The sequence below is a fragment of the Gracilibacillus timonensis genome (genome assembly GCF_900086715.1).
GTDB lineage: Bacteria > Bacillota > Bacilli > Bacillales > Amphibacillaceae > Gracilibacillus > Gracilibacillus timonensis.
On the sequence record NZ_FLKH01000007.1, the window covers coordinates 17,513 to 39,214 of the forward strand.

The 21,702-nt window shown below is 39.1% G+C and carries 19 protein-coding genes and 1 tRNA gene; 7 read left to right on the forward strand and 13 right to left on the reverse strand.

Going from position 1 to position 21,702, the window contains the following annotated elements; translation table 11 throughout:
* Positions 1–34: 34 nt before the first annotated feature.
* Positions 35–1,150 carry an alanine dehydrogenase gene (gene ald, locus BN6556_RS00660; protein ID WP_066185836.1) on the reverse strand — a complete coding sequence of 372 codons (1,116 nt, stop codon included), beginning with the start codon at positions 1,148–1,150 and terminating at the stop codon, positions 35–37.
* A 228-nt stretch (positions 1,151–1,378) separates the two neighbouring features.
* Between ald and BN6556_RS21425 the strand changes: the two genes are divergently transcribed.
* Positions 1,379–1,498 (forward strand): GapA-binding peptide SR1P, encoded by a 120-nt coding sequence (locus BN6556_RS21425; protein ID WP_148436631.1) that lies wholly within the window; start codon positions 1,379–1,381, stop codon positions 1,496–1,498.
* A 315-nt stretch (positions 1,499–1,813) separates the two neighbouring features.
* On the opposite strand, the gene BN6556_RS00665 is transcribed toward BN6556_RS21425, so the two are convergent.
* The 3 genes from BN6556_RS00665 to BN6556_RS00675 form a co-directional block, all read right to left on the reverse strand.
* Positions 1,814–1,885 (reverse strand) — tRNA-Ala (locus BN6556_RS00665).
* A 98-nt stretch (positions 1,886–1,983) separates the two neighbouring features.
* The gene (locus BN6556_RS00670; RefSeq protein ID WP_066185839.1) at positions 1,984–2,814 is read right to left on the reverse strand and encodes a dimethylarginine dimethylaminohydrolase family protein; all 831 of its coding nucleotides are present in this window, start codon (positions 2,812–2,814) and stop codon (positions 1,984–1,986) included.
* Between the two features lie 220 nt (positions 2,815–3,034).
* Positions 3,035–5,155 (reverse strand): ATP-dependent Clp protease ATP-binding subunit, encoded by a 2,121-nt coding sequence (locus BN6556_RS00675; RefSeq protein ID WP_066185842.1) that lies wholly within the window; start codon positions 5,153–5,155, stop codon positions 3,035–3,037.
* A gap of 490 nt (positions 5,156–5,645) precedes the next feature.
* Between BN6556_RS00675 and BN6556_RS00680 the strand changes: the two genes are divergently transcribed.
* From BN6556_RS00680 to BN6556_RS00690, 3 genes are all read left to right on the forward strand, one after another.
* Positions 5,646–6,989: a tetratricopeptide repeat protein gene (locus BN6556_RS00680; RefSeq protein WP_066185844.1), complete on the forward strand. Its 1,344-nt coding sequence runs from the start codon at positions 5,646–5,648 to the stop codon at positions 6,987–6,989.
* A gap of 84 nt (positions 6,990–7,073) precedes the next feature.
* Positions 7,074–8,600 carry a Ppx/GppA family phosphatase gene (locus tag BN6556_RS00685; RefSeq protein WP_066185846.1) on the forward strand — a complete coding sequence of 509 codons (1,527 nt, stop codon included), beginning with the start codon at positions 7,074–7,076 and terminating at the stop codon, positions 8,598–8,600.
* Between the two features lie 129 nt (positions 8,601–8,729).
* Positions 8,730–10,817 carry an RNA degradosome polyphosphate kinase gene (locus tag BN6556_RS00690; protein WP_066185849.1) on the forward strand — a complete coding sequence of 696 codons (2,088 nt, stop codon included), beginning with the start codon at positions 8,730–8,732 and terminating at the stop codon, positions 10,815–10,817.
* A gap of 43 nt (positions 10,818–10,860) precedes the next feature.
* Here BN6556_RS00690 and pdaA read toward each other — a convergent pair whose 3' ends face one another.
* From pdaA to BN6556_RS00725, 6 genes are all read right to left on the reverse strand, one after another.
* Positions 10,861–11,655 (reverse strand): delta-lactam-biosynthetic de-N-acetylase, encoded by a 795-nt coding sequence (pdaA, locus tag BN6556_RS00695; protein WP_066185852.1) that lies wholly within the window; start codon positions 11,653–11,655, stop codon positions 10,861–10,863.
* A gap of 253 nt (positions 11,656–11,908) precedes the next feature.
* Entirely contained in the window at positions 11,909–12,301 is a 393-nt protein-coding gene (locus tag BN6556_RS00705; protein WP_066185858.1) for an OsmC family protein, read from the reverse strand.
* A gap of 97 nt (positions 12,302–12,398) precedes the next feature.
* Positions 12,399–13,256 carry a YihY/virulence factor BrkB family protein gene (locus tag BN6556_RS00710; protein ID WP_162840585.1) on the reverse strand — a complete coding sequence of 286 codons (858 nt, stop codon included), beginning with the start codon at positions 13,254–13,256 and terminating at the stop codon, positions 12,399–12,401.
* On the reverse strand, positions 13,243–13,536 hold the full coding sequence (locus BN6556_RS00715; protein ID WP_066185863.1) for a YtxH domain-containing protein: 294 nt from the start codon (positions 13,534–13,536) through the stop codon (positions 13,243–13,245). Before BN6556_RS00715 ends, BN6556_RS00710 begins: the two co-directional genes overlap by 14 nt.
* A gap of 17 nt (positions 13,537–13,553) precedes the next feature.
* Complete coding sequence (locus BN6556_RS00720) at positions 13,554–14,039, reverse strand: low molecular weight protein-tyrosine-phosphatase (protein ID WP_066185866.1); 486 nt, start codon at positions 14,037–14,039, stop codon at positions 13,554–13,556.
* A 60-nt stretch (positions 14,040–14,099) separates the two neighbouring features.
* Positions 14,100–14,468, reverse strand: coding sequence for a DnaJ family domain-containing protein (locus BN6556_RS00725; protein ID WP_078059864.1), 369 nt, complete (start codon positions 14,466–14,468; stop codon positions 14,100–14,102).
* Between the two features lie 332 nt (positions 14,469–14,800).
* On the opposite strand from BN6556_RS00725, the gene mreBH reads away from it, so the two are divergent.
* Positions 14,801–15,808: a rod-share determining protein MreBH gene (gene mreBH / locus BN6556_RS00730; protein ID WP_066185868.1), complete on the forward strand. Its 1,008-nt coding sequence runs from the start codon at positions 14,801–14,803 to the stop codon at positions 15,806–15,808.
* 438 nt (positions 15,809–16,246) lie between these two features.
* On the opposite strand, the gene BN6556_RS00740 is transcribed toward mreBH, so the two are convergent.
* A complete protein-coding gene (locus tag BN6556_RS00740; RefSeq protein ID WP_066185881.1) occupies positions 16,247–17,014 on the reverse strand; it encodes a TIGR01457 family HAD-type hydrolase in 768 nt (255 codons plus the stop codon).
* Between the two features lie 272 nt (positions 17,015–17,286).
* Between BN6556_RS00740 and zwf the strand changes: the two genes are divergently transcribed.
* Positions 17,287–18,768, forward strand: coding sequence for a glucose-6-phosphate dehydrogenase (zwf, locus tag BN6556_RS00745; RefSeq protein WP_066185885.1), 1,482 nt, complete (start codon positions 17,287–17,289; stop codon positions 18,766–18,768).
* A 116-nt stretch (positions 18,769–18,884) separates the two neighbouring features.
* Here the strand turns inward: zwf and gndA are convergent, their stop codons facing one another.
* Both gndA and BN6556_RS00755 read right to left on the reverse strand, forming a co-directional pair.
* On the reverse strand, positions 18,885–20,306 hold the full coding sequence (gene gndA, locus BN6556_RS00750; protein ID WP_066185891.1) for an NADP-dependent phosphogluconate dehydrogenase: 1,422 nt from the start codon (positions 20,304–20,306) through the stop codon (positions 18,885–18,887).
* A 112-nt stretch (positions 20,307–20,418) separates the two neighbouring features.
* The gene (locus BN6556_RS00755; RefSeq protein WP_130860238.1) at positions 20,419–21,150 is read right to left on the reverse strand and encodes a Cof-type HAD-IIB family hydrolase; all 732 of its coding nucleotides are present in this window, start codon (positions 21,148–21,150) and stop codon (positions 20,419–20,421) included.
* A gap of 272 nt (positions 21,151–21,422) precedes the next feature.
* On the opposite strand from BN6556_RS00755, the gene BN6556_RS00760 reads away from it, so the two are divergent.
* Positions 21,423–21,695: an ACT domain-containing protein gene (locus BN6556_RS00760; protein ID WP_066185895.1), complete on the forward strand. Its 273-nt coding sequence runs from the start codon at positions 21,423–21,425 to the stop codon at positions 21,693–21,695.
* Positions 21,696–21,702 lie beyond the last annotated feature (7 nt).

A 21,702-nucleotide genomic window follows, 5' to 3' on the forward strand; every position in this document is an offset into this window, starting at 1 on the left:
AAAAAAACTAGAGCTTCTATGAGCTCTAGTTTTTTTATTCAAAGATAGCCGATATATCTATGAAACGTTTATCGTGCGCTTCTGCAACGGCTTCATGAGTAAGCTTACCCTGGTAGGTGTTAATTCCCTTGGCAAAGGCTGAATCCTGTCGTCCATATTCTAACAAACCTTGGTTTGCCAATTTAAGGATGTAGGGTGCAGTCATATTAGTCAGTGAGTAGGTTGACGTTTTTGCTACTGCGCCTGGGATATTAGCAACAGCATAATGATTGACTCCGTGTTTAACATATATCGGATCCTGATGGGTGGTAATCCTATCAATGGTTTCAATCGATCCTCCTTGATCGACGGCTACATCGACAATGACAGATCCTTTTTCCATCGTTTGCACCATTTCTTCTGTTACAAGTTTTGGTGCCTTGGCTCCAGGTATCAACACTGCTCCGATGATCAAGTCCGCTTTTTCCACTTGTTCTCTTAGGTTAAATTCATTAGAAGCCAGGGTATGAATCTTGCCTTGGAAGGAATCTTCAAGTTGTCGTAGACGCTCGATATTGATATCCAATAATGTCGTGTTCGCACCAAGTCCAACCGCAATCTTTGCGGCATTACTACCTACAATGCCTCCACCTACAATCATAACGTTCGCCGGTGACACGCCAGGAACTCCACCTGGTAAGATACCTTTTCCACCATATATTTTTTCCAAAAAGCGAATACCCACTTGTACAGACATTCGACCGGCGATTTCACTCATTGGTACTAGTAAAGGTAAGCTACCATCTGGGTTCTGAATCGTTTCATAAGCAACCGAAGTTGTTTTTGCTTCTAATAATGCCTCGGTCACTTCTTTTTCGGCAGCTAGATGTAAATAAGTAAATAATACCAGATCCTCGCGTAAAAATGCGAATTCTTCTGGCTGCGGCTCTTTTACTTTAATCACCAATTCCTGCGCCCAAGCTTGCTCTGCCGTTGGTACAATGGTTGCACCGGCCTTTTGATAATCCTCGTCTGCAATACTACTTCCTGTTCCTGCTCCAGTCTCCATCGCTACCTCATGGCCTTGCTGGGTAAGCATCAAGACCATCGCAGGAGTCATCCCTACTCGATTTTCGTTACTTTTTATTTCCTTAGGCACCCCTATCTTCATAACAACACCAACTTTCTTGAACGAGATATTTAATCTTATTATAGTACTTCCCTGTTTCGCATGAAAAATAACGCCCATAAAAAAATAGCTTATGGTAAAGAGATTCGAGTTATTTAGTGTGCTTTTTTGATAATTGCGTTGCATTTTATAATTATATAGTGTACATTATTAGTGAATAAACTATCTAAGGAGGAATTGATAATGTACAAAACAAGACAGCCGCAAAAAATGGGTCAGATCATTTGTGGGAACTGTGGAAATGCAATAGATGTATTCTCTACTGATAAAGTTACTACTTACTATTCCTTTTGCAAAAACCCAAGATGCTGGCAGCAGACTGTAAGGTAACTCCCGAAAGAAAGCGTGTTCATTTTTTTGGAATTTACAACCTATATAAGTTGAATGAAATTATTGTGGATTGATATCGGATAGGTGTTCTTGATCCATTTAGGCGGTATGATGAGATCAAACGAGGTATTAACAGAAAATAATGCAAGCAAAGACTTGCTTGTAACACGTTTTTGTTACATTTATAAGTCTTACTCCCTGAATTTTGGTCATCATCTATTTTGATCTTAATAAATCATCAACGCCAAGCAACAGCTATATTATCCAAAAAAAGAACCTGACAGACGGGTATAAGTCTGCCAGGTTCTTTTTTTATGGAGCATAGCGGATTCGAACCGCTGACCCTCGCGCTGCCAGCACGATGCTCTCCCGCTGAGCTAATGCCCCTTTAGGCTACCTTACCTATTATAAGCAATTTCATTCGTCTCTTCAAGCATAAATTTATATTAATTGCAGATTTTCTGTTATACGGTAAGGTAGACAAATTAGCATTTCCTTTGAACAGGTAACGTACAACAACGAAATGAACCACCAGACTTGATAATCTCAGAAAAGGGTACCTCTATCACTTGGAATCCTTTCTGCTCTAACTTTTGATTAATTCGTTTATTTTCAGGCAAAGAAATAACGACTCCATCACCAAGGGATAATACATTCGTTCCCATGTAGAATTGTTCCTCAGCTGACACCTCGATTAAATCAAATCGTTTATGCAGCTGTCGCACATCATCAGTGGAAAAAGCACCATCATATATGAGACCTTCCCTTTCACTAACTAGGTTAAAACAACAATCTAGATGGAGAATATCCTTTCTCATCGGTAATGGTACTATTTGTTTGTCTGGAAGCAATTGCTGAAGGTGTTGAATAGCCTTGGCAGTGGTTCGATTACTGTTACCAGCATAAACGATGTCATCGGTAATGACAATATCGCCACCTTCCATCGTATCAACCGTTAATGGCTGATAATCGATGTCATGCTGTTGGAGTGTCTGCTGGAGGACCTCTACCTCCCCTTTTCTAATCGGCTGTTCCATTTTGCAAGTAAACAAATGTTCATCAATCGTAAAACCAATATCACGGGTAAAAACTTGTTCATTCAAATCTGGGGATGGTGTTAGCTCGATCACTTCGATCTCTAATTTTTTCAAGGTTTGCACAAAGTTCTGATATTGCTGCATGGCTAAACGGGTGTTGATATTTTCCTTTTGATATTTTCGCTGTGTTTCATTAATAATATTTCTGATTTCCATATACATTGGTGGACAAGTGATCACTCGTGTTAAGTGATCGTATTCATTTATTTGATAGACCATGAATTGCTGACTCCTCTTTCCTGTCAAAGTGTGCTATTACTGTCCTACCCCTTTTATTTCAGGGATAATCTTGATTGACTTTCAGAATTATATACCAGATAAGCCTCATTGTATATCATACGCTATTTGCCCAGTTTCATGCTGGGATGATGTTTTAAGAAGTGGTTTAATACACTAAAAGCACCCTCATCACGTGAGGGTGCCCTATTAAATCGTTCTATTAGACGTTTCTAACCACAATATCCTCGTTCTCAAAAGTGACTTCTACTTTGTTCACCTGATCTTCTTCTAGGATAATGTCGGTAATGCCATCTTCCACTTTGTCTTGGATCACACGACGTAATGGACGTGCACCAAAGCGTGGATCATAGCCTTTATCGGCAAGGAATTTCTTCGCTTCATCACTTACTGTTATTTCAAGTTCTGCTTCTTGAAGATGGTCGGATAATTCAGCAAGCATTAAATCAACAATCTGCAACAAGTCTGCTTCTGTTAATTCATTAAACGGAATGATCGCGTCAAAACGATTAAGGAATTCCGCTTTGAAATAATCTGTTAAATGCTCTAGCACGGAAACAGCTTCATTGTTGTCACTATTAAATCCTACTGAAATATTTTTGACATTGGTACCGGCATTACTTGTCATAATAATCACGGTATCCTTGAAGCTGACTGTCCGACCATGACTGTCGGTTAAGTGACCATCCTCCATAATCTGTAAGAACATATTCTGTACATCTGGATGTGCCTTCTCGATTTCATCTAATAAAAGCAAGCTATATGGATTGCGACGAACCTTTTCGGTTAATTGACCTGCCTCTTCATGACCTACATAGCCAGGAGGAGAACCGATAATTTTAGAGATCGTGTGTTTTTCCATATACTCACTCATGTCTAATCGAATCATCGCATCCTTGGTACCAAATATTTCTTCAGCTAACGCCTTGGTCAATTCGGTTTTACCTACACCTGTTGGACCAACAAATAGGAAGGAACCGATGGGACGATATTTAGATTTTAGTCCTGCTCTACTACGACGCACTGCTTTGGCAACCTTATCTACGGCATGTTGTTGACCGATTACCTTCTGGCTGAGATTGTCGGCTAGCTGCTTCATTTTAGACTGTTCATCTGCCTGAATCTTGCGGACAGGAATACCTGTTTTTTCTTCAATAATTAATTGAATGTCCTCGATCGTTACTTCAGCCTTTGGTTTTTCTTGAGATTCCGCCAATTTTTGTTCAAGTTTAATCTCTTGGTGGCGAAGGTTAGCAGCACGCTCATAGTCTTCTTGTTCTGCTGCTTCTGTTTTTTCTTTAACAATTTCATCCAATCGACTTTGAATACTGTCATGATCTGATTCACTGACAGTTAAGTTCAAACGTGCGCCTGCCTCATCAATCAAGTCAATTGCCTTATCTGGTAAGAAACGATCTTGAATATACCTTTTCGATAAACGAACGGCAGCGCTCAATACTTCATCAGAGTAACCTACTTGATGGTATTGTTGATAACGATCTTTTAAGCCTTGTAAAATTTGTTCTGTTTCTTCCAATGTTGGCTCTTTAACCATAATAGGTTGGAAACGACGTTCTAATGCTGCGTCTTTTTCAATTTGACGGTATTCTTTTAACGTAGTTGCTCCAATTAATTGCAGCTCGCCACGAGCAAGAGCTGGTTTTAGGATGTTACCTGCGTCCATTTGCGAACCCTCAGCAGTGCCGGCGCCTACCAACAGATGAATTTCATCCACAAATAGGATGACTTCTTGACGCTCTTGCAACTCAGAAACCAATTGCTTCATACGCTCTTCAAATTGACCACGCACTCCCGTGTTAGCAACCAGCGAAGCGACATCTAAAATATAGATTTGTTTGTCTAATAATTTCGCTGGCACACTACCTTCTGTTACTTTTAGTGCCAAACCTTCTGCAATAGCAGTTTTACCTACCCCAGGTTCCCCGATAAGAACAGGGTTATTTTTACTGCGGCGGTTTAAGGTTTCCATCACACGTTTTACCTCTTGATCGCGCCCAATAACTGGATCAATCTGACCCGATCTTGCTGCATCTGTTAGATTTTTACCTAGTTGATCAAGCAGGCCATTCCCTCTGCCACCTTTTCTAGTACGGGTTTGCGCTTGGGCTGTTCCAGAGCCATTTGCTCCCCCAGCGAAGAATTCTTCAAACCCTTGTCCACCAAACATTCCTGATGGTTGTTTCATTTGATTTTTAATATCTTCAAAGCATGACTGACACACATGTAATGATTCTGTTTGATTATTGACTCGAAGGTTTACATTAATAGTTGCTTGATGAACACCACATTGTTGGCATTTCATAGATAATTCCTCCTTCAAATTAGTAGGATGAAGGCCAAGGTCAACTTTGACTTTGACTATCTTTGACCTTCCTTGATTCTTATTATACTCTGACCTTTTTTGACTTTCAATATCTTTGCTCAAAAAAATTATTTTTTTCATAAAAGGTCGATCAGAAACATGTGTGAGGCAAGTCTTTGCTCACATTATTTCCTAATAATACCTTGTTTGATCCCTTCGTGTGAATGGCGATTCACACGAAGGGATCAAGAGCACCTATCAGATATCAATCCACAATGATTTCATTCAACTTATATCATGAAAAAATGCTGACTACCGATCAGGAAGGGGGATTCGTTCCAGGTCAACATCATTTCAAGTCCTATTATACAAGCCAATATGGAGATTCGATGTGTCATTTTTGAACAATTTTTAGAAGGTCGAACTTTTCTCCAACATTGCTTTTATGCTACACTTACATTAATCCACTCAAAAAGGAGTTGTGTGCTTTATGGCCATGCTGGAAATGCTTTATAATAAAAGGAAAATCCGTTTAAAAGTCACTCATTTAACGATTTACCGACAAACTAAAATCATCGAAGCATATGGAAAGAATCGTCATTCCTACTATCTATTCTGCTATAAAAATCAGTTTATCAATATCAAGAAAACTGCTTCTATCCAATTAACATCCTATCTTGCAAGAGCACTGCGAACGGGAGTATCCTATCCAGCTGATCATTTCTTAACGAATGCTTTCTTACAGTTGCAAAATCAATCATCGCTTATCTCTAACAATCAAATGGTCCAGCAGTTAAAAAAAAGCTATCATCCATCTGAAATGCTTTATGTATTGGCAATGTTTGACCATTATATACAACCACATAAAATTCAAACCTTTTGTAAGGACGCCTTTTATCGTTATCGAAGAAATGGTCAACTTAAAAAAGCCTTTCAGGTCGTCTTACATTTTGCAGAGGCACGTCCTGACGATACCTTCGCTAATGACATGCTGCAACATCGTGATTTCCAAAAATATAAAGTACCATATGACCATATCCCTCAGCTAATCCAAGATTGGCAAGATCCGCTCTATATTGAGAACTATATCGTTGACCAAGACTTTCCTGCTCCTTTCGTTCCGTCGTTGTTTGACCAATACCACCAGGATAACCGTATATTTGATCAAATTTACCTTTATTACATCCGACATCAGCACTTGCATACAGATACTTCCATAACTAACTTGTTAAACGATTATTTTACGACCGACCAGCAGATTCACTTTTGGCAGCATATCTTACAAACCACCCTTGAACCAGAGCAAATTATGAAGCATTTATTATCACTAGAAGCATATGATACCGTGCTGCACTATTATCTACAGTCACCCATTAATGCAGAACAGCAGGAGACCTTTGAACTGGCACTACAGTCTGCCTCTACAGAAGAACTTAGCAGGAATTATCAGGCTTTACTTAAGCAGCTAACGGTAACTTATCAAGAAGATCATCCACACTTGGAAAAAGTGTTACAGCAAGTACTAAAGAAACTGCTCCCTGTCATCCCAATAAGAGACATTCTGAAACGGATTGAGCATACCGAACTTCCCATCGTACAGAAACTGCGCAATATGGAGAAATTGATGCAGAACCCTGACCAGCAATATGCCCTTGGGGAGCTCTATTATGATTTAGAACAATATGACCAGGCCATCTCATGCTTTGAATGGGAAATGGAATTATCACCAAAGAATGCAGCCCCTATTCAATATTTATATAAGAGTCATTTAGCAAAAGGGGATAAAGAACAAGCTTCTATGTATAAGCAGCTACTAGGTAATATCCCTTCTTGAACCTCGTTTATGAAAGAATGGCGGCCACTTTTTATATGTTATAATACGAAAAAAATATTACCTATAGAAACGGATGTGACAATAATGGAGAAACAATATTTTGCTATTATCGATATCGGTTCCAACACCATGCGCCTTGTGATTTATTTAAGAGAAAAAGGCGGCAGATTAAAAGAGATTGAGAACGTCAAGGCGGTTGCCCGACTGCGAACTTTCCTCGAAGAAGATCATACGGTAAGCCAAGCTGGTATTGACCGATTAATCACTACCTTGCAAAGCTTCCAGGATGTCTTGGCTAGCTATACGTTACAGGATATTGTTTGTGTAGCGACAGCAACGATTAGACAAGCTGCTAACCAAGAAGATATTGAAAAACAAGTAAGTAAACAGACTGGGCTTGCGATGCGTATTCTTTCAGAAAAAGAAGAGGCTTATTATGGATATTTGGCCGTAGTCAACTCTACCTCCATTACTACAGGAATCACGGTGGATATTGGTGGTGGAAGTACTGAGGTAACTTATTTCGAAGACCGCGAAATAAAAGAATCACATAGCTTTCCTTTTGGTGCACTGACTCTAAAAGATTTCTTTAAACATACCCTTCCTACCACCAATGAGTTAAATAAGCTTCGGCATTACTTAATCAAGCAATTTGATACATTACCATGGTTGAGAAATCGTGAAGTGCCTTTAATCGCCATCGGTGGAAGTGCTCGTAACTTGACCCAAATCGATCAAAACCTAAAAAAATACCCGTTAGCTGGGTTACATCAGTATCAAATGTATGACACAGATATTATGCAAGTCAGTAATTATCTCACCTCACTGAAGCCAGAAAACTTAACGAAAGTAGAGGGATTATCCAAGGATCGAGCGGATATTATCATTCCTGCTATTGAAGTATTTCACAGCCTCTATCAAACGATACAAGCCGATAGTTTTATTCTCAGTCGCAAAGGCTTACGCGATGGAGTATTTTACGAACAATTATCTAAAGAGATGGGCTATGCGATTTTCCCCAATGTCCTTGAAGACAGCATTCAAGAACTGATTAATGATTATGACCTGGATCTAAAACAAGTGACTCATGTTCAGTTTTTCGCTAAAGCCCTTTTTAATTATTGCCGTGAGAATGGTTTACTACATTTAAAGAAGCAAGACTGGCTTCTGTTAAAAAGAGCGAGCTGTCTCTGTCACCTAGGTGAATATATTGATGCCGAATCAAGCGCACAGCATAGCTTCTACTTATTGGCCAATCGTACGATAGATGGACTGATGCACAAAGATCGATTAAAGCTTGCTTTAGTAGCTTCTTACAAAAACAAGACCGTGTTCAAACAGTTTATCCAGCCTTACAAGTCATGGTTTCTGAAAGAGGAACGAAAAAAACTGCAACACCTAGGGGCAATGTTAAAATTCAGTTATTGTTTAGATGCTACCAAAAGACAGGTAGTGCAAGATATTTCCTTTAAGCAAAAGAAGCAGGCCTTAGTCATTACATTATTGTGCGATGGCGATGCCCGGCCAGAAGAATATCAATCAGAAAAACAAAAGAAACACTTAGAAAAAGCGATCCATCAAAATATTCAATTAAAATTCAAAATGAAATAGAACTATTTTACACGAATCAAACATACACTTTACATAGGCTTAACAATGGAAAGTTATACTATAAGAGGTTGTTCAACTGCTCTCACGAGTTTTTTATACCTTCTGACTGCACAAAAAGGGTGATATCATATGACTAAAAACACAGAAAAAACTAAACCCCACCCACCGGCTGATTACAACAATAGAGAGCTAAGCTGGCTTTCTTTTAATAAGCGGGTGCTAGAAGAAGCTAGTGATGTAAAGAATCCATTATTAGAGCGACTGCGCTTTCTGTCCATCTTTTCATCTAATCTTGATGAATTCTTTATGGTGCGTGTGGCTGGATTAAAAGACCAAGTAAAAGCGGAATTTAACCGACCGGATAACAAATCCGTTCTGACACCAAAACAACAGCTTGCTCGAATTTCCGACTTTAATCATGAATTAGTGCAGGAACAATATACCTTATATAAACAATTATTCGCTGAACTAGAAAAAGAAGATATTCGGATTATCCAGATGGAAGATTTAACAAAACAACAGCTTGACGGCTTAAGTGACTATTTTGCAGAACACATTTTTCCGATTCTCACACCAATGGCCATTGATGCCTATCGGGCATTTCCAATGTTGCTAAGCAAATCTATCAACCTCGTCGTGCAGTTAGCCGATCACTATGACCATGAACAAGAACATCATAAAACGGCGATTGTACAGGTGCCTGCTCTACTTGATCGCTTCTTGCGAATGGATGACTCCCACCATTATGTTTTATTAGAAGATGTCATTCGCTATTATATTCATAAATGTTTCGAAGGGTATCATGTGACTTCTGTAACCACCTTTCGCATCACAAGGAATGCAGATATGACTATTCACGAAGAAGGAGCACATGATTTATTGAAGGAGATCGAGAAGGAATTAAAAAAACGGCGATTTGGTGCTGCCGTTCGACTAGAGGTAGACGCCAGACAGCAGGATTCGGGAATGGTTGATTTCTTACTGCACGTGCTGGACATTCATAAAAAAGACTTATATGTGATGAATGGACCGTTGGATCTCACCTGCTTGGGTGAGTTTTACAGCCAATTGGAGCAAGATAATGAACACTTAATTTACGAAACATTAATTCCACAACCAGCCCTAGATATACATGAGGATGAAACGGTATTTGATGCGGTAAGAAAGCGGGATATTTTTCTCCACCATCCTTATGAATCCTTTGAACCTATTGTCGATTTGGTCAGGGAAGCGGCCGATGATCCAGAAGTGCTTGCGATCAAGCAGACATTATACCGGGTAAGTGGTGGCTCCCCCATTATTGCCGGATTGAAACGAGCTGCTGAAAACGGTAAGCAAGTCACTGTTCTGGTCGAATTGAAGGCTCGTTTTGATGAAGAGAATAATGTGCAGTGGGCTAAACAATTAGAAATAGCTGGCTGTCATGTTATCTATGGCATGATTTCCTTAAAAACCCATAGTAAAATCACCTTGATTGTTCGCAAACATCAACAGCGGATTGAACGAATCGTACATTTAGGAACCGGTAATTATAATGATCAGACAGCCAAATTTTACACCGATATGTCTTACGTCACGATAAAGCGTAAGTTTGGTGTGGATGCCACTAATTTCTTTAATTATTTAAGTGGCTACACCGAAAAACCTACCTTTCATCATTTATCAATGGCCCCATTTGATATTCGCAACGACTTATTGACATATATTGATCAGGAAATGGACTTCCACAAACGCTATAAAAATGGTTATATTATTGCCAAAATGAATTCCTTAACCGATAAACTTTTAATTGAAAAATTGTATGAGGCCTCACAAATTGGAGTGAAGATTGATCTGATCGTTCGTGGTATTTGCTGCTTGCGACCAAAAATTCCAGGTGTAAGTGATAATATCCATGTACGCAGTATTGTGGGCCGTTTTCTTGAACATAGCCGCGTGTATTATTTTTATCACAATGGAGAGGATAAGGTCTTTTTATCTTCTGCTGATTTAATGACAAGAAATATGGTGAAACGGGTTGAGCTTATGTTTCCTATTTTTGAAGGACGGATCAAAGCACGAATTCTTTCTATTCTAAAGTTGATGCTGGAGGATACAGCCAAAGCGCGGATCCAATCACCCGATGGCAACTATGCACATATTACTTCTCCCAAAAACGATGTAGATTCTCAGTTAATCCTTTTCGAACAAGCATACCAACCTTTTATCATAGAATAAGCAGCCTCTTGTCGGGCTGCTTATCTCTTCTTTTAACAACTCACTATGATGGCCGTTTTGTACCCAGATGCAGTTCTTTAGGTAACATCTGCTTTAACATTAAGTCATCCAGGCTTTTGAATTGATAACCTTGTTCTTTTAAATCATCGATTAAATAAGCCAATGCATCCGCATTATCTTGTGAAACGGTATGCATTAATACAATGGCACCTGGATGAATCTGATCCATGACTTGCTTATACGCATGTTCCCAGCCTTGCTCCGATCCTTGGTTCCAATCAACGAATGCAAGCGACCAGAATATATGGGTATAACCCAGCTCACCGGCCCATTCCAGAGTCGTTTCATTAAAAGTTCCCTTCGGCGGGCGAATATATTTCACATTTACTTGTTGATCGATTTCTTTTAATTTATCGGTTAATACTGTTACATCCTTAGTGAATGCCTTATTTGATAAAGCAGTAAAATCACGATGCCCATCGGAATGATTTCCAATAATATGATTGTCTTTTATCATTCGTTTGACCAGTGATGGCTGATCAGTAACATAATGACCGGTTAAGAAGAAAGTCGCTGGTACGTTTTTCTCTGCTAATACATCAAGAATTTGTTTAGTATATCCTGCCTCATAACCATTGTCAAAGGTTAAATAGATATCCTTATCGCCAGATGGGTCTACATAGAAGGCGTCATATTTGGCTAAGATTGCTTCAAATTTTCCTACTTCAGGTGGCTGATGATCGGCAGCTTTCTTATATCCCCAGCCATAACTTACTGCTTCAGCTTGCAAAGGAAAAAGAAATAAACCAATCAAGAGCAATACATATAATTTTTTCATAAAAACTCACCTTTTTTTCTTTTATTTTGACATCCAGGCAGTTTTTTATGCTTTTTTACACTAAAATAATGCTGGCAATCCAGCCAAAAATAAACAACGAAGCAAAAGTAGATACGGAACCTTTGAATTGGTTCCAGATCCAAATCATTCCATAGGTTTAAGCCTATTTCGAGTCTATGGTGATGAACCCTTTCTAAATAACTTAAGGCGTGCATATCATACTCAGACAAACACACTTTAGTAAATCCAAGTATCAATGGCTCAGGTTAATCACTTCCAACTTCTCAGTAATGTTGACAGATTCCTCTATCGTCCGAATCATCGAACAATTTTTCCTGGCGACTTCTAAAGCTTTTTCTAATTGATCTTTTTTTAGTTGGGAACCCTTAACAACAAATTGCAATTCGATAGCCGTAATCTTATTGGCGTGTTGAGGTGATCGTTCCACATCTGCAGTAATCTTTAAATCATCAATATCGATCCGCTTCTTTTTTAACACCTTACAGAACACAGAAGCGCTACAGCCTGTCACCGAAGCTACCATTAATTCAAATGGGCGGTAACCATTATCTTCATTACCAGCAATATCTAATTCTCCATAAGCCAAATTAGTCCTTACCCCACCTTGTTTCAGATAAAATTCCATTGCCTTCCCTCCTTGTTCCCTTGTTATAGTTAGTTTACCACACTCTGATAATCGATAAGCTTGATCACGAAAATAAGCTAGGCAGATGTTCTCCTGCCTAGCTTACGGATGACGCACGTATTGCCTTTCTCTCTTTCTTCTGAGCGAACAAGGCATTGATCTCACCGCCAACGATGATAATAATACCCGACAGGTAGAACCAGAACATCATAATGATTACCCCACCGAGACTGCCATATGTCGCAGAATAATTTGCCATATTGGATACATAATAAGAAAAACCTAATGACGTTAATTGCCAAAAAACCGTTGCAAACAACGCACCTAGATAAGTATGTCTAAAGTAAACGTGTTTACTCGGTGCCATTTTGTATAACATAATCAACACAATAAAAAATACAACAGAAGAAACTACCCAGCGCAAGGTATTCCATAAACTTACAAAACCATCCGATAGACCGATCAAAGAAAAGATATACTCTCCGATCATCCGTCCAAAAATGGGTAAAGCAAATGCCATAATGATGACACCAATCATAGCAATCGTTAAAATAATCGAAATACCTCTTGCAATAAGAAATGGACGTGCTTCTTCAATATCATAGGCAGAGTTAAAAGAACGTATTAAAGCATTAATACCATTAGAAGCGGACCAAAGTGTACCAATAATACCAATGGATAACAATCCACCATTACGATTATTCATTACTTCTGAAATCGTACTATTTAACAAATTCACGATATCAGCAGGAGCGTAATCCGATAAGAAATTGATTACATCAATATCTTCAAAGGGTAAATAACCCATCAAGGTGACGAAGAAAATCATAAATGGAAACAAGGATAACAGAAAGAAATAAGATAACTGTGCCGACAACCCTGGGACATCGTGTCTCGAAATACGAGCTACCAATTGTTTAACGAACTGAACGAAACGATTGTCAGCTAGATTCATGTTCATCTCGCTCAAGTAGTTTATTGCTTGCCGATTGTACTTGATTAAGGATATCTAACACAGATGTCAGGGTAGCGGAAAGTTGTTTCGAATATTGTGTATATTGATTATTCAATTGTTGAACCGCCTCAACCGGGTTATGCAGATAAAAGGACACTTGACTGCCGCAATTTTTTACTCCTTTTGTTACATAATTTCTTGTATCTTTATTTGTTAATGTCAGAAGACCACCTACTACTGCACCGGCGATTACTCCTTTTATTACTTTATCTCTACTCATGATTTCAACTCTTTTCTCTATATTTTTTTATAGGACGAGTCCTGTTGGTTAGATATATAATAAAATAATTGCTCACAACCGGACTGGACTAATTCATACGTGTAATCAAAATTATTCGTAAAATAAGGGTCTGGAATATTGTTTTCTTCCATGTCGTCAACAAAATCCATTAACTTTTTCACAGTGACAGTCTCTTCTGCATAATTAAACCGAGACATTTCATCGATATTTTGCTGATCCATGGCTATGATATAATCAAAGTTAGCAAAATCATCTGCTGTCAATTTCCGAGCATGCTGTCCCTGATAAGAAATACCCTTTTCATCCAATTTATGTCTGGTACCCTCATGGGGCTGGCTGCCGATATGCCAATCACCTAAACCTGCAGAATCAATGATAAATTTCTCTTCCACTCCTTTGTCCTTCACTAATTGACGAAATACCGCTTCAGCCATGGGTGATCGGCAGATATTTCCCAAGCAAATAAACAACACCTTAATCATATGATACCACCATACCTCTCCTGTTAATCCTATTTCTGCTATCATTTATTGCTAATAGTACTAGAACAATCGTTGCAACTTATTACTATATTTTCGAACAGAACGATTCTGCTTCCATTTTCTTTTATCGATTAAAATTTGAAATTGAATTTCCTTTTCCGATATCCGTTTTCTAATATCTGCTTGCTCCTCTGCATTCGTGCAGGCATTTAATAAATCCCTTAATGACATTAACTCTTTGTTGATTTCTGCTTCTTCTGGAAGATAACCACTGTTTTTCATAATTCGATAGCTCATTCGCAAATCTTCTGGTACACCAGCCAGAGGGTCTTGACGTTGAGGTTTTCCTTTCCCCTCCAATTGATCAAAATCACCGTCAGCAATTGCTTGTTTAATCCGCTCTTCTGCCATTTGCGAAATGAAATCCACTATATACCATCCTTTCCCCTCACTATCATTACCAGTTCCAATTGCTCGGTAATTGCTGTAAACACTGATAAAGGTTGCGATATTGAAGTGAGGCTGATTGTAGTTCTTCTACAAACAGTATACATAAGAATGTCTTTCTTTTCATTGGTTAGCTTTTATAAAAATGAATATTTTACTATTTCAACAACCGTCATAATTTATTTTTTTCATAAGAATAATTATGTATTAGAGTGAGTTTTTTTATATAGGGAAGAGTATAAACAATGACTTACACATTTTATATGCGTTTTATTTACTTAACAATAGCTAATCAATAAACTGGAGGTTACATCATGTTCTCAACAACTGAAATTGGAATTGACTTAGGTACAGCAAATATACTAATTTATACTAAAAACAAAGGTATTATTTTAAACGAGCCCTCTGTCGTGGCAGTGGATACGTCTACGAATCAAGTCGTAGCAGTAGGAAATGAAGCAAAAGAAATGGTTGGGAAAACACCACGTAATATTGTTCCAATCCGTCCATTAAAGGATGGCGTGATTGCTGATTTTGATCGTACCACTCAAATGTTAAAAGCTTTTCTCAAAAAAGTGAGTAAAAAGGCTGGTGTATCAATGCGTAAGCCTAGTGTCGTTGTCTGCACCCCATCTGGGAGCACGGCAGTAGAGCGCCGAGCGATTGATAATGCAGTCAAAAATTTTGGTGCAAAAGAAGTACATCTTATCGAAGAACCTGTGGCGGCTGCCATTGGTGCGGACTTGCCAGTAGCAGAACCACAAGCAAGTATGATTGTCGATATTGGCGGCGGCACAAGCGAAGTGGGAATCATTTCCTTTGGCGGTGTGGTTGCCAGCCGTTCTGTGCGAGTTGGTGGTGATCATATGGACGAAGAGATTATCCAATATATCAAAAAGAAATATAATATCCTCATCGGGGAAAGCACAGCAGAACGTGTCAAGATTGAGATCGGGAACGCCGTGGACGGTCACCGAGAAGAAACAATGGATGTTCGAGGTCGTGATCTTGTCACAGGTTTACCTAAAGTGGTAACTATTCATTCAAGCGAAATTCATCACGCTATCAAAGAAGTGTTAGAATCCATTTTCCAGGCTATAACGGAAACACTTGAAGATTGCCCTCCTGAGTTGAGCGGCGATATTGTCGACCAAGGGATTACTATCACTGGCGGAGGTGCCTTATTAAAAGGAATGCAGGATTGGCTCGGCGAAGAAGTAAATGTACCGGTTCATCTTGCGAGCAGCCCCTTAGAATCTGTAGCGGTTGGAACCGGTCGATCCTTACAAATGATTCAAAAACTGCAAAAAGCGGCAAAATAATATGGAAATACCGGGCTTGACGGATTTAGCTATAAGAGGTTGTTCTTACGGACAGCATTTGGCGATTTGACGTTTTTTTGTCCGTTAGATTTATTCTTACAGACAGTATTTCGCGTTTGTGCGTTTTTTTGTCCGTGAGATCCATTCTTACAGACAGTATTTCGCGTTTGTGCGTTTTTTTGTCCGTGAGATCCATTCTTACGGACAGTATTTCGCGTTTTGCCGGTTTTTTGTCCGTGAGATCCATTCTTACGGACAGTATTTCGCGTTTTGCCGGTTTTTTGTCCGTGAGATCCATTCTTACAGACAGTATTTCGCGTTTTGCCGGTTTTTTGTCCGTGAGATTTATTCTTACGGACTCAGGAGCGTGTTTTCCTCTCCCTAGTCCGCGAGATGATGGGCAACATAGCACGCTGTCCATCATCATTTTTATCCTTGTTATTCAAAAGGCCATTCTGAAAGGCTGCTCATCGTGAATGTTGGTTGTTGTTCGATAACCTCGAGGTCTTCTGCAGTCGTTACACCTGTATGCACCAACAAGGAATCGATGTCTGCACGAATACCTGCCAGGATGTCTGTATCGTAATTGTCACCTATCATTAGGGTGTCTTGCTTTGTTGTGCCCAACACTTCTATCGCTTGTTCCACAATAATCGATTCTGGCTTGCCGATAAAAGTTGGTGTTACACCAGTGGATACAGACAAGACAGAAATCAATGAGCCTGCACCTGGTAAGAAGCCGCGCTCAGTTGGCAGTGCAACATCGCCATTTGTGGCTACAAACTGGGCACCGGATCGAATATTCAAAACTCCCTTAGTCAATTTTTCATAAGTGATAGTGCGGTCCAAACCCATTACAACAAAATCAGCATCCTCTTCCACTAATTCCAGTCCGCATTCTTCAAGAGCTAGGTGCAGTCCCTCCTCGCCAATGGCGTAGACTTTCCCATTAGGCTTTTGTTCTTTCAGATAATGAGCGGTTGCCATACTCGTGGTAAAGACATGTTCTGCTGTACTTGGTACTCCCATGCTTTGCAACTTTTCAGAGACATCTCGGGGATGTTTAGTGGAATTGTTGGTTACAAACAAATAGGGTAGCTTTTTTTCTTCCAATTTTTGCACAAAAGAGATTGCCTCTTCAATAGGCTCTGTTCCTTTATACATGGTTCCATCTAGGTCAATTAAAAATCCTTTATATTGTTTCATCGTGTCCTCCTAAATTTTTTAAAAATTCTATGTATTTTATTTGTTATTTTCATAATAAATGATAGTATATATTTATGACAATTGACAACTAGCACTATAGTTGATTGTTATCAGGTGGAATAATTCCATTGAAGTTTATAACATGCTACAATAGTAAAGTATGATGCCTGATAAATTTTACTTTATCACTGTAGTTGCTACATGATTATAGCATATCGTGACACATATGCATATAACTCGTAAATAAACTAGAAGAAAGGTAGTTAAAGTCAATGACAACGAATAACCCGAAAGCAGTAATCGTAATATTTGGTGCGACAGGGGATCTTGCAAATAGAAAACTTTACCCTTCCATTTACAGACTTTATCGTAATGGAAAATTATCTGATAATTTTGCAGTAATTGGTGTAGCAAGACGTCCGTGGACAAATGAAATTTTTCATGAAAAGGTGAAGGAGTCCATCGATAGCTTCGATGATCCTCATATTGATAAAGATGAATTTGCCAGTCATTTCCATTACAACCCATTTGATATTCAAGACTTGGAACACTATCAAGAACTGGAGAACTTAATTAAAGAGCTAGATGCCAAACATGAAACAGAAGGTAATCGTCTCTTCTATTTCTCCATGGCACCTAATTTCTTTGGTACATTAGCCGCGAACCTTAAATCAGAGGGATTGACTACAACAGAAGGCTGGACTCGCCTTGTGATTGAAAAGCCATTTGGCCACGATTACCAGTCAGCAAAAGAACTGAATGATCAGATTCGTGAAGCATTTAACGAAGATCAAATCTATCGTATCGACCACTATCTTGGTAAGGAAATGGTGCAAAATATTGAAGTGATCCGTTTTGCCAATGCCTTGTTTGAACCTTTATGGAATAATCAATACATTTCCAACATTCAAATCACTTCCAGTGAAGTACTGGGTGTAGAAGAACGCGGCCGTTATTATGACAGCGCTGGGGCACTCAAGGATATGGTGCAAAATCATATGCTGCAAATGCTTGCATTGATCGCGATGGAACCACCAATTAAATTGACGCCTGATGAGATTCGCAGTGAAAAAGTGAAAGCATTAAGGGCGTTACGCGTCTTCAATGAAGATGAAATTGATCAGCACTTTGTTCGTGGGCAATATGATAATGGAACGGTTAATGGAGAAGAAGTTGCCTCTTATCGTGAAGGTAATGGTGTAGATCCTGAATCGAACACGGACACCTTTGTTGCTGCTAAACTGATGATTGATAATTTCCGCTGGGCAGGTGTCCCTTTCTATATTCGTACTGGAAAGCGTATGAAAGAGAAGTCAACCCAAATCGTTGTTGAATTCAAGGATTTGCCTATGAACCTTTATTATGGCCAAGGAAATGAAACACAGTCCAACTTATTGGTGATTCATGTACAGCCTCATGAAGGTATTACCTTACATGTAAATGCCCGAAAAGGAGATTATAATGCTTCTTCTACTCCGATTGCATTAAGCTATGACAACAACGCAAAGGATAAAATGAATACACCGGAAGCTTATGAAATCCTCTTGCATGATTGTATGCGCGGTGATTCTACAAACTTTACCCACTGGGATGAAGTAGCACTTTCCTGGAAATTTGTTGATGTGATTGCAGATGCATGGGCTAGTAAAAAAGCTGACTTCCCTAATTACAAGTCTGGAACTAACGGACCTAAAGAGGCTGATATGCTTTTAAATAAAGACGGTCTTGAGTGGTGGAACGTTAAACCTGAATAAGCACCTTAAAACAACCTATTCCAATCGAGGGATAGGTTGTTTTTTATGCTAAGATTTAAGAAAGCTTATAACAAAGACGCCGACATAAAGCCGGCGTCTTTGTCGATTCTTTTAAATTAATCTTCCAACCATTCGGTGTGGAATACTCCTTCTTTATCTACACGTTGATACGTATGGGCACCAAAGTAATCACGCTGTGCTTGAAGTAGATTTGCTGGCAATGTCGCTGTACGATAGCTATCATAATAAGCTAATGCACTAGCAAAACCTGGAACTGGAATACCGCGTTCCATCGCAATGGAAAGTACCTTACGCAATGATGTTTGATAGCTCTCCACGATTTCTTGGAAATAAGGATCCAATAAAAGATTAGCCAAAGCTGGATCGCGATCATAAGCTTCTTTGATTTTTTGGAGGAATTGGGCACGGATAATACATCCGCCACGGAAGATCATCGAAATATCCCCATAACGCAAGTTCCAATCATTTTCCTCTGAAGCAGCACGCATTTGCGCAAATCCTTGAGCATAAGAAACAATCTTACTCATGTATAGTGCCTTACGGATGGCTTCGACTAACTCATCTTTATCCCCTTCATAAGGCTTGTCTTGTGCAGATGGTCCTTGTAATACTTTGCTTGCCGCTACACGTTCTTCCTTCATAGCGGAAATAAAGCGTGCAAACACAGACTCTGTGATAACAGGTAATGGTACACCCAAATCTAGTGAGCTCTGGCTTGTCCATTTACCTGTACCTTTTTGTCCAGCGGTATCAAGAATGACATCCACCATTGGCTTGCCTGTTTCTTTATCTTTTTTCTTGAAGATGTCAGTAGTGATTTCGATCAGATAACTATCCAATTCACCCTTGTTCCACTCTTTAAATACCTCATGTAATTCTTCGGCTTCTAAACCAAGTACATGCTTGAGAATGAAATAGGCTTCACAAATCAGCTGCATATCCCCATATTCAATGCCATTATGTACCATCTTTACATAATGTCCTGCACCATTCGGACCGATATAGGTAACACATGGATCACCATTTACTTTAGCAGAAATAGCTTCAAAAATCGGTGCTACTTTTTCATATGCTTCTTGTTGACCACCTGGCATAATCGAAGGTCCTTTAAGTGCACCTTCTTCTCCACCGGATACACCAGTACCGATAAAGTGGATGCCAGATTCATCAAGTTCTGCATTACGACGCATCGTATCCTTGAAGAATGTATTACCACCATCAATCAATATATCCCCTTTGTCTAAAAGGGGTTTTAAAGAGGCAATCGTTGCATCCGTTGCTGGTCCTGCTTGTACCATTAGCATTATTTTACGAGGCTTTTCTAACGAATCAACGAATTCCTCAATCGTTTCTGAACCTACGAAGTTTTTACCTTTTGCTTCATTATTTAAGAAGTCTTCTGTTTTTTGATAAGTACGGTTAAATACTGCTACGGAATAACCCCTGCTTTCTACATTAAGGGCCAGGTTTTTTCCCATAACAGCAAGACCAATGACACCAAATTGCTGTTTAGCCATGCTCTTATTCGCTCCTTTTCATTATCACTATAATATTTTCCCTCTCTATTTTACCATAAATAAAGGATAAATGCCTTCCATTTCGTATGACGGATCAAAATCGTGCACTCTCTTAGAGTACCCATCTTTCAATGGCCTGCGCTACTCCATCTTGAGTGTTAGCCGCCGTTTGCTGATTGGCTACTTTTTTAACAGGTTCTTGTGCATTACCCATTGCGATACCCAAGCCAGCTTCTTCAATCATTTTAATATCATTCAAGCTATCGCCGACTGCCATTACTTGATTCATTGTTATCCCTAACCGCTCACAAATGGTCTCAATAGCGGCTGCCTTATTGACTCCTATCGCGTTCACTTCAATATTGGTGGGACTGGAATTACTCACTTCGACATCATCCCATTCTGCTAGTGTCTTGACAATGAGCTCCTTTGTTGTTGGATCATTCGTGTCAAAACCGAACTTCAGCCATTGATGTGCCAGTAAATCAGTCGGTACTTCCCCACGCCATAAATCTGTTACGGAGGCTAGCCAGGCCCAAACATTATGTTCATCTTTTATATCAACGAGCTTTTTTATCGTGTTAGGTTGGATGGTTTGTCGAGAAATAAGCTCACCTGACAATGTCCAAATCTCACTTCCATTCACCGTAATCAAATAATCAATCCCTAATGCCTCTGCGACTTTGGAACTTGTTTGATAATGTCTCCCCGTTGAAATAATGACCTCAACACCTTTTTTCTGTGCTTGCTTTATTGCATGTTGATTTCTTTCTGATACTTGATGGTCTGCTCCTAGCAATGTACCATCCATGTCCAGGGCAATTAGTTTGATATCCTTTGTCATGTATGTACTCCTTTCCATATCAGTTCTCCTTATATTTTAAGGCAAACGAAGAAATTTAGCAAAAACAGTGGCTATACATTAAGTGAAATTCTATTTCAAGGGAAAGAAGGCATGTTAGATAAATAAAGAAAATTTGATAGCAAGGCATAATAATGCTATATTTTAATGTAATGAAGATCAGGTATAATCCTTTCATCTCCAAATGAAACCAAACCTACGTCTTTAGTGAAGGACATTTTTATCAGAATAAAATCATAAAAAGGATGATCAGAATGGCAAAACGAGCAGTAGTAAGTGTGGTTGGCAAGGATCAGATAGGTATTATTTCCAAAGTCACAACCGTCCTTTCTGAAAACGAGATGAACATCTTGGATATTAGTCAAACCATTTTACAGGATTTCTTTACGATGATCATGTTAATTGATATCAAGGATACTAATAATTTAAACATGCTGCAGAAGCAATTCAAGCCAGTCGAAAATGAGTTAGGCTTAAAAATCAGCATCCAATTAGAGGATGTATTTCAAGCAATGCATCGTGTGTAGGAGGAAT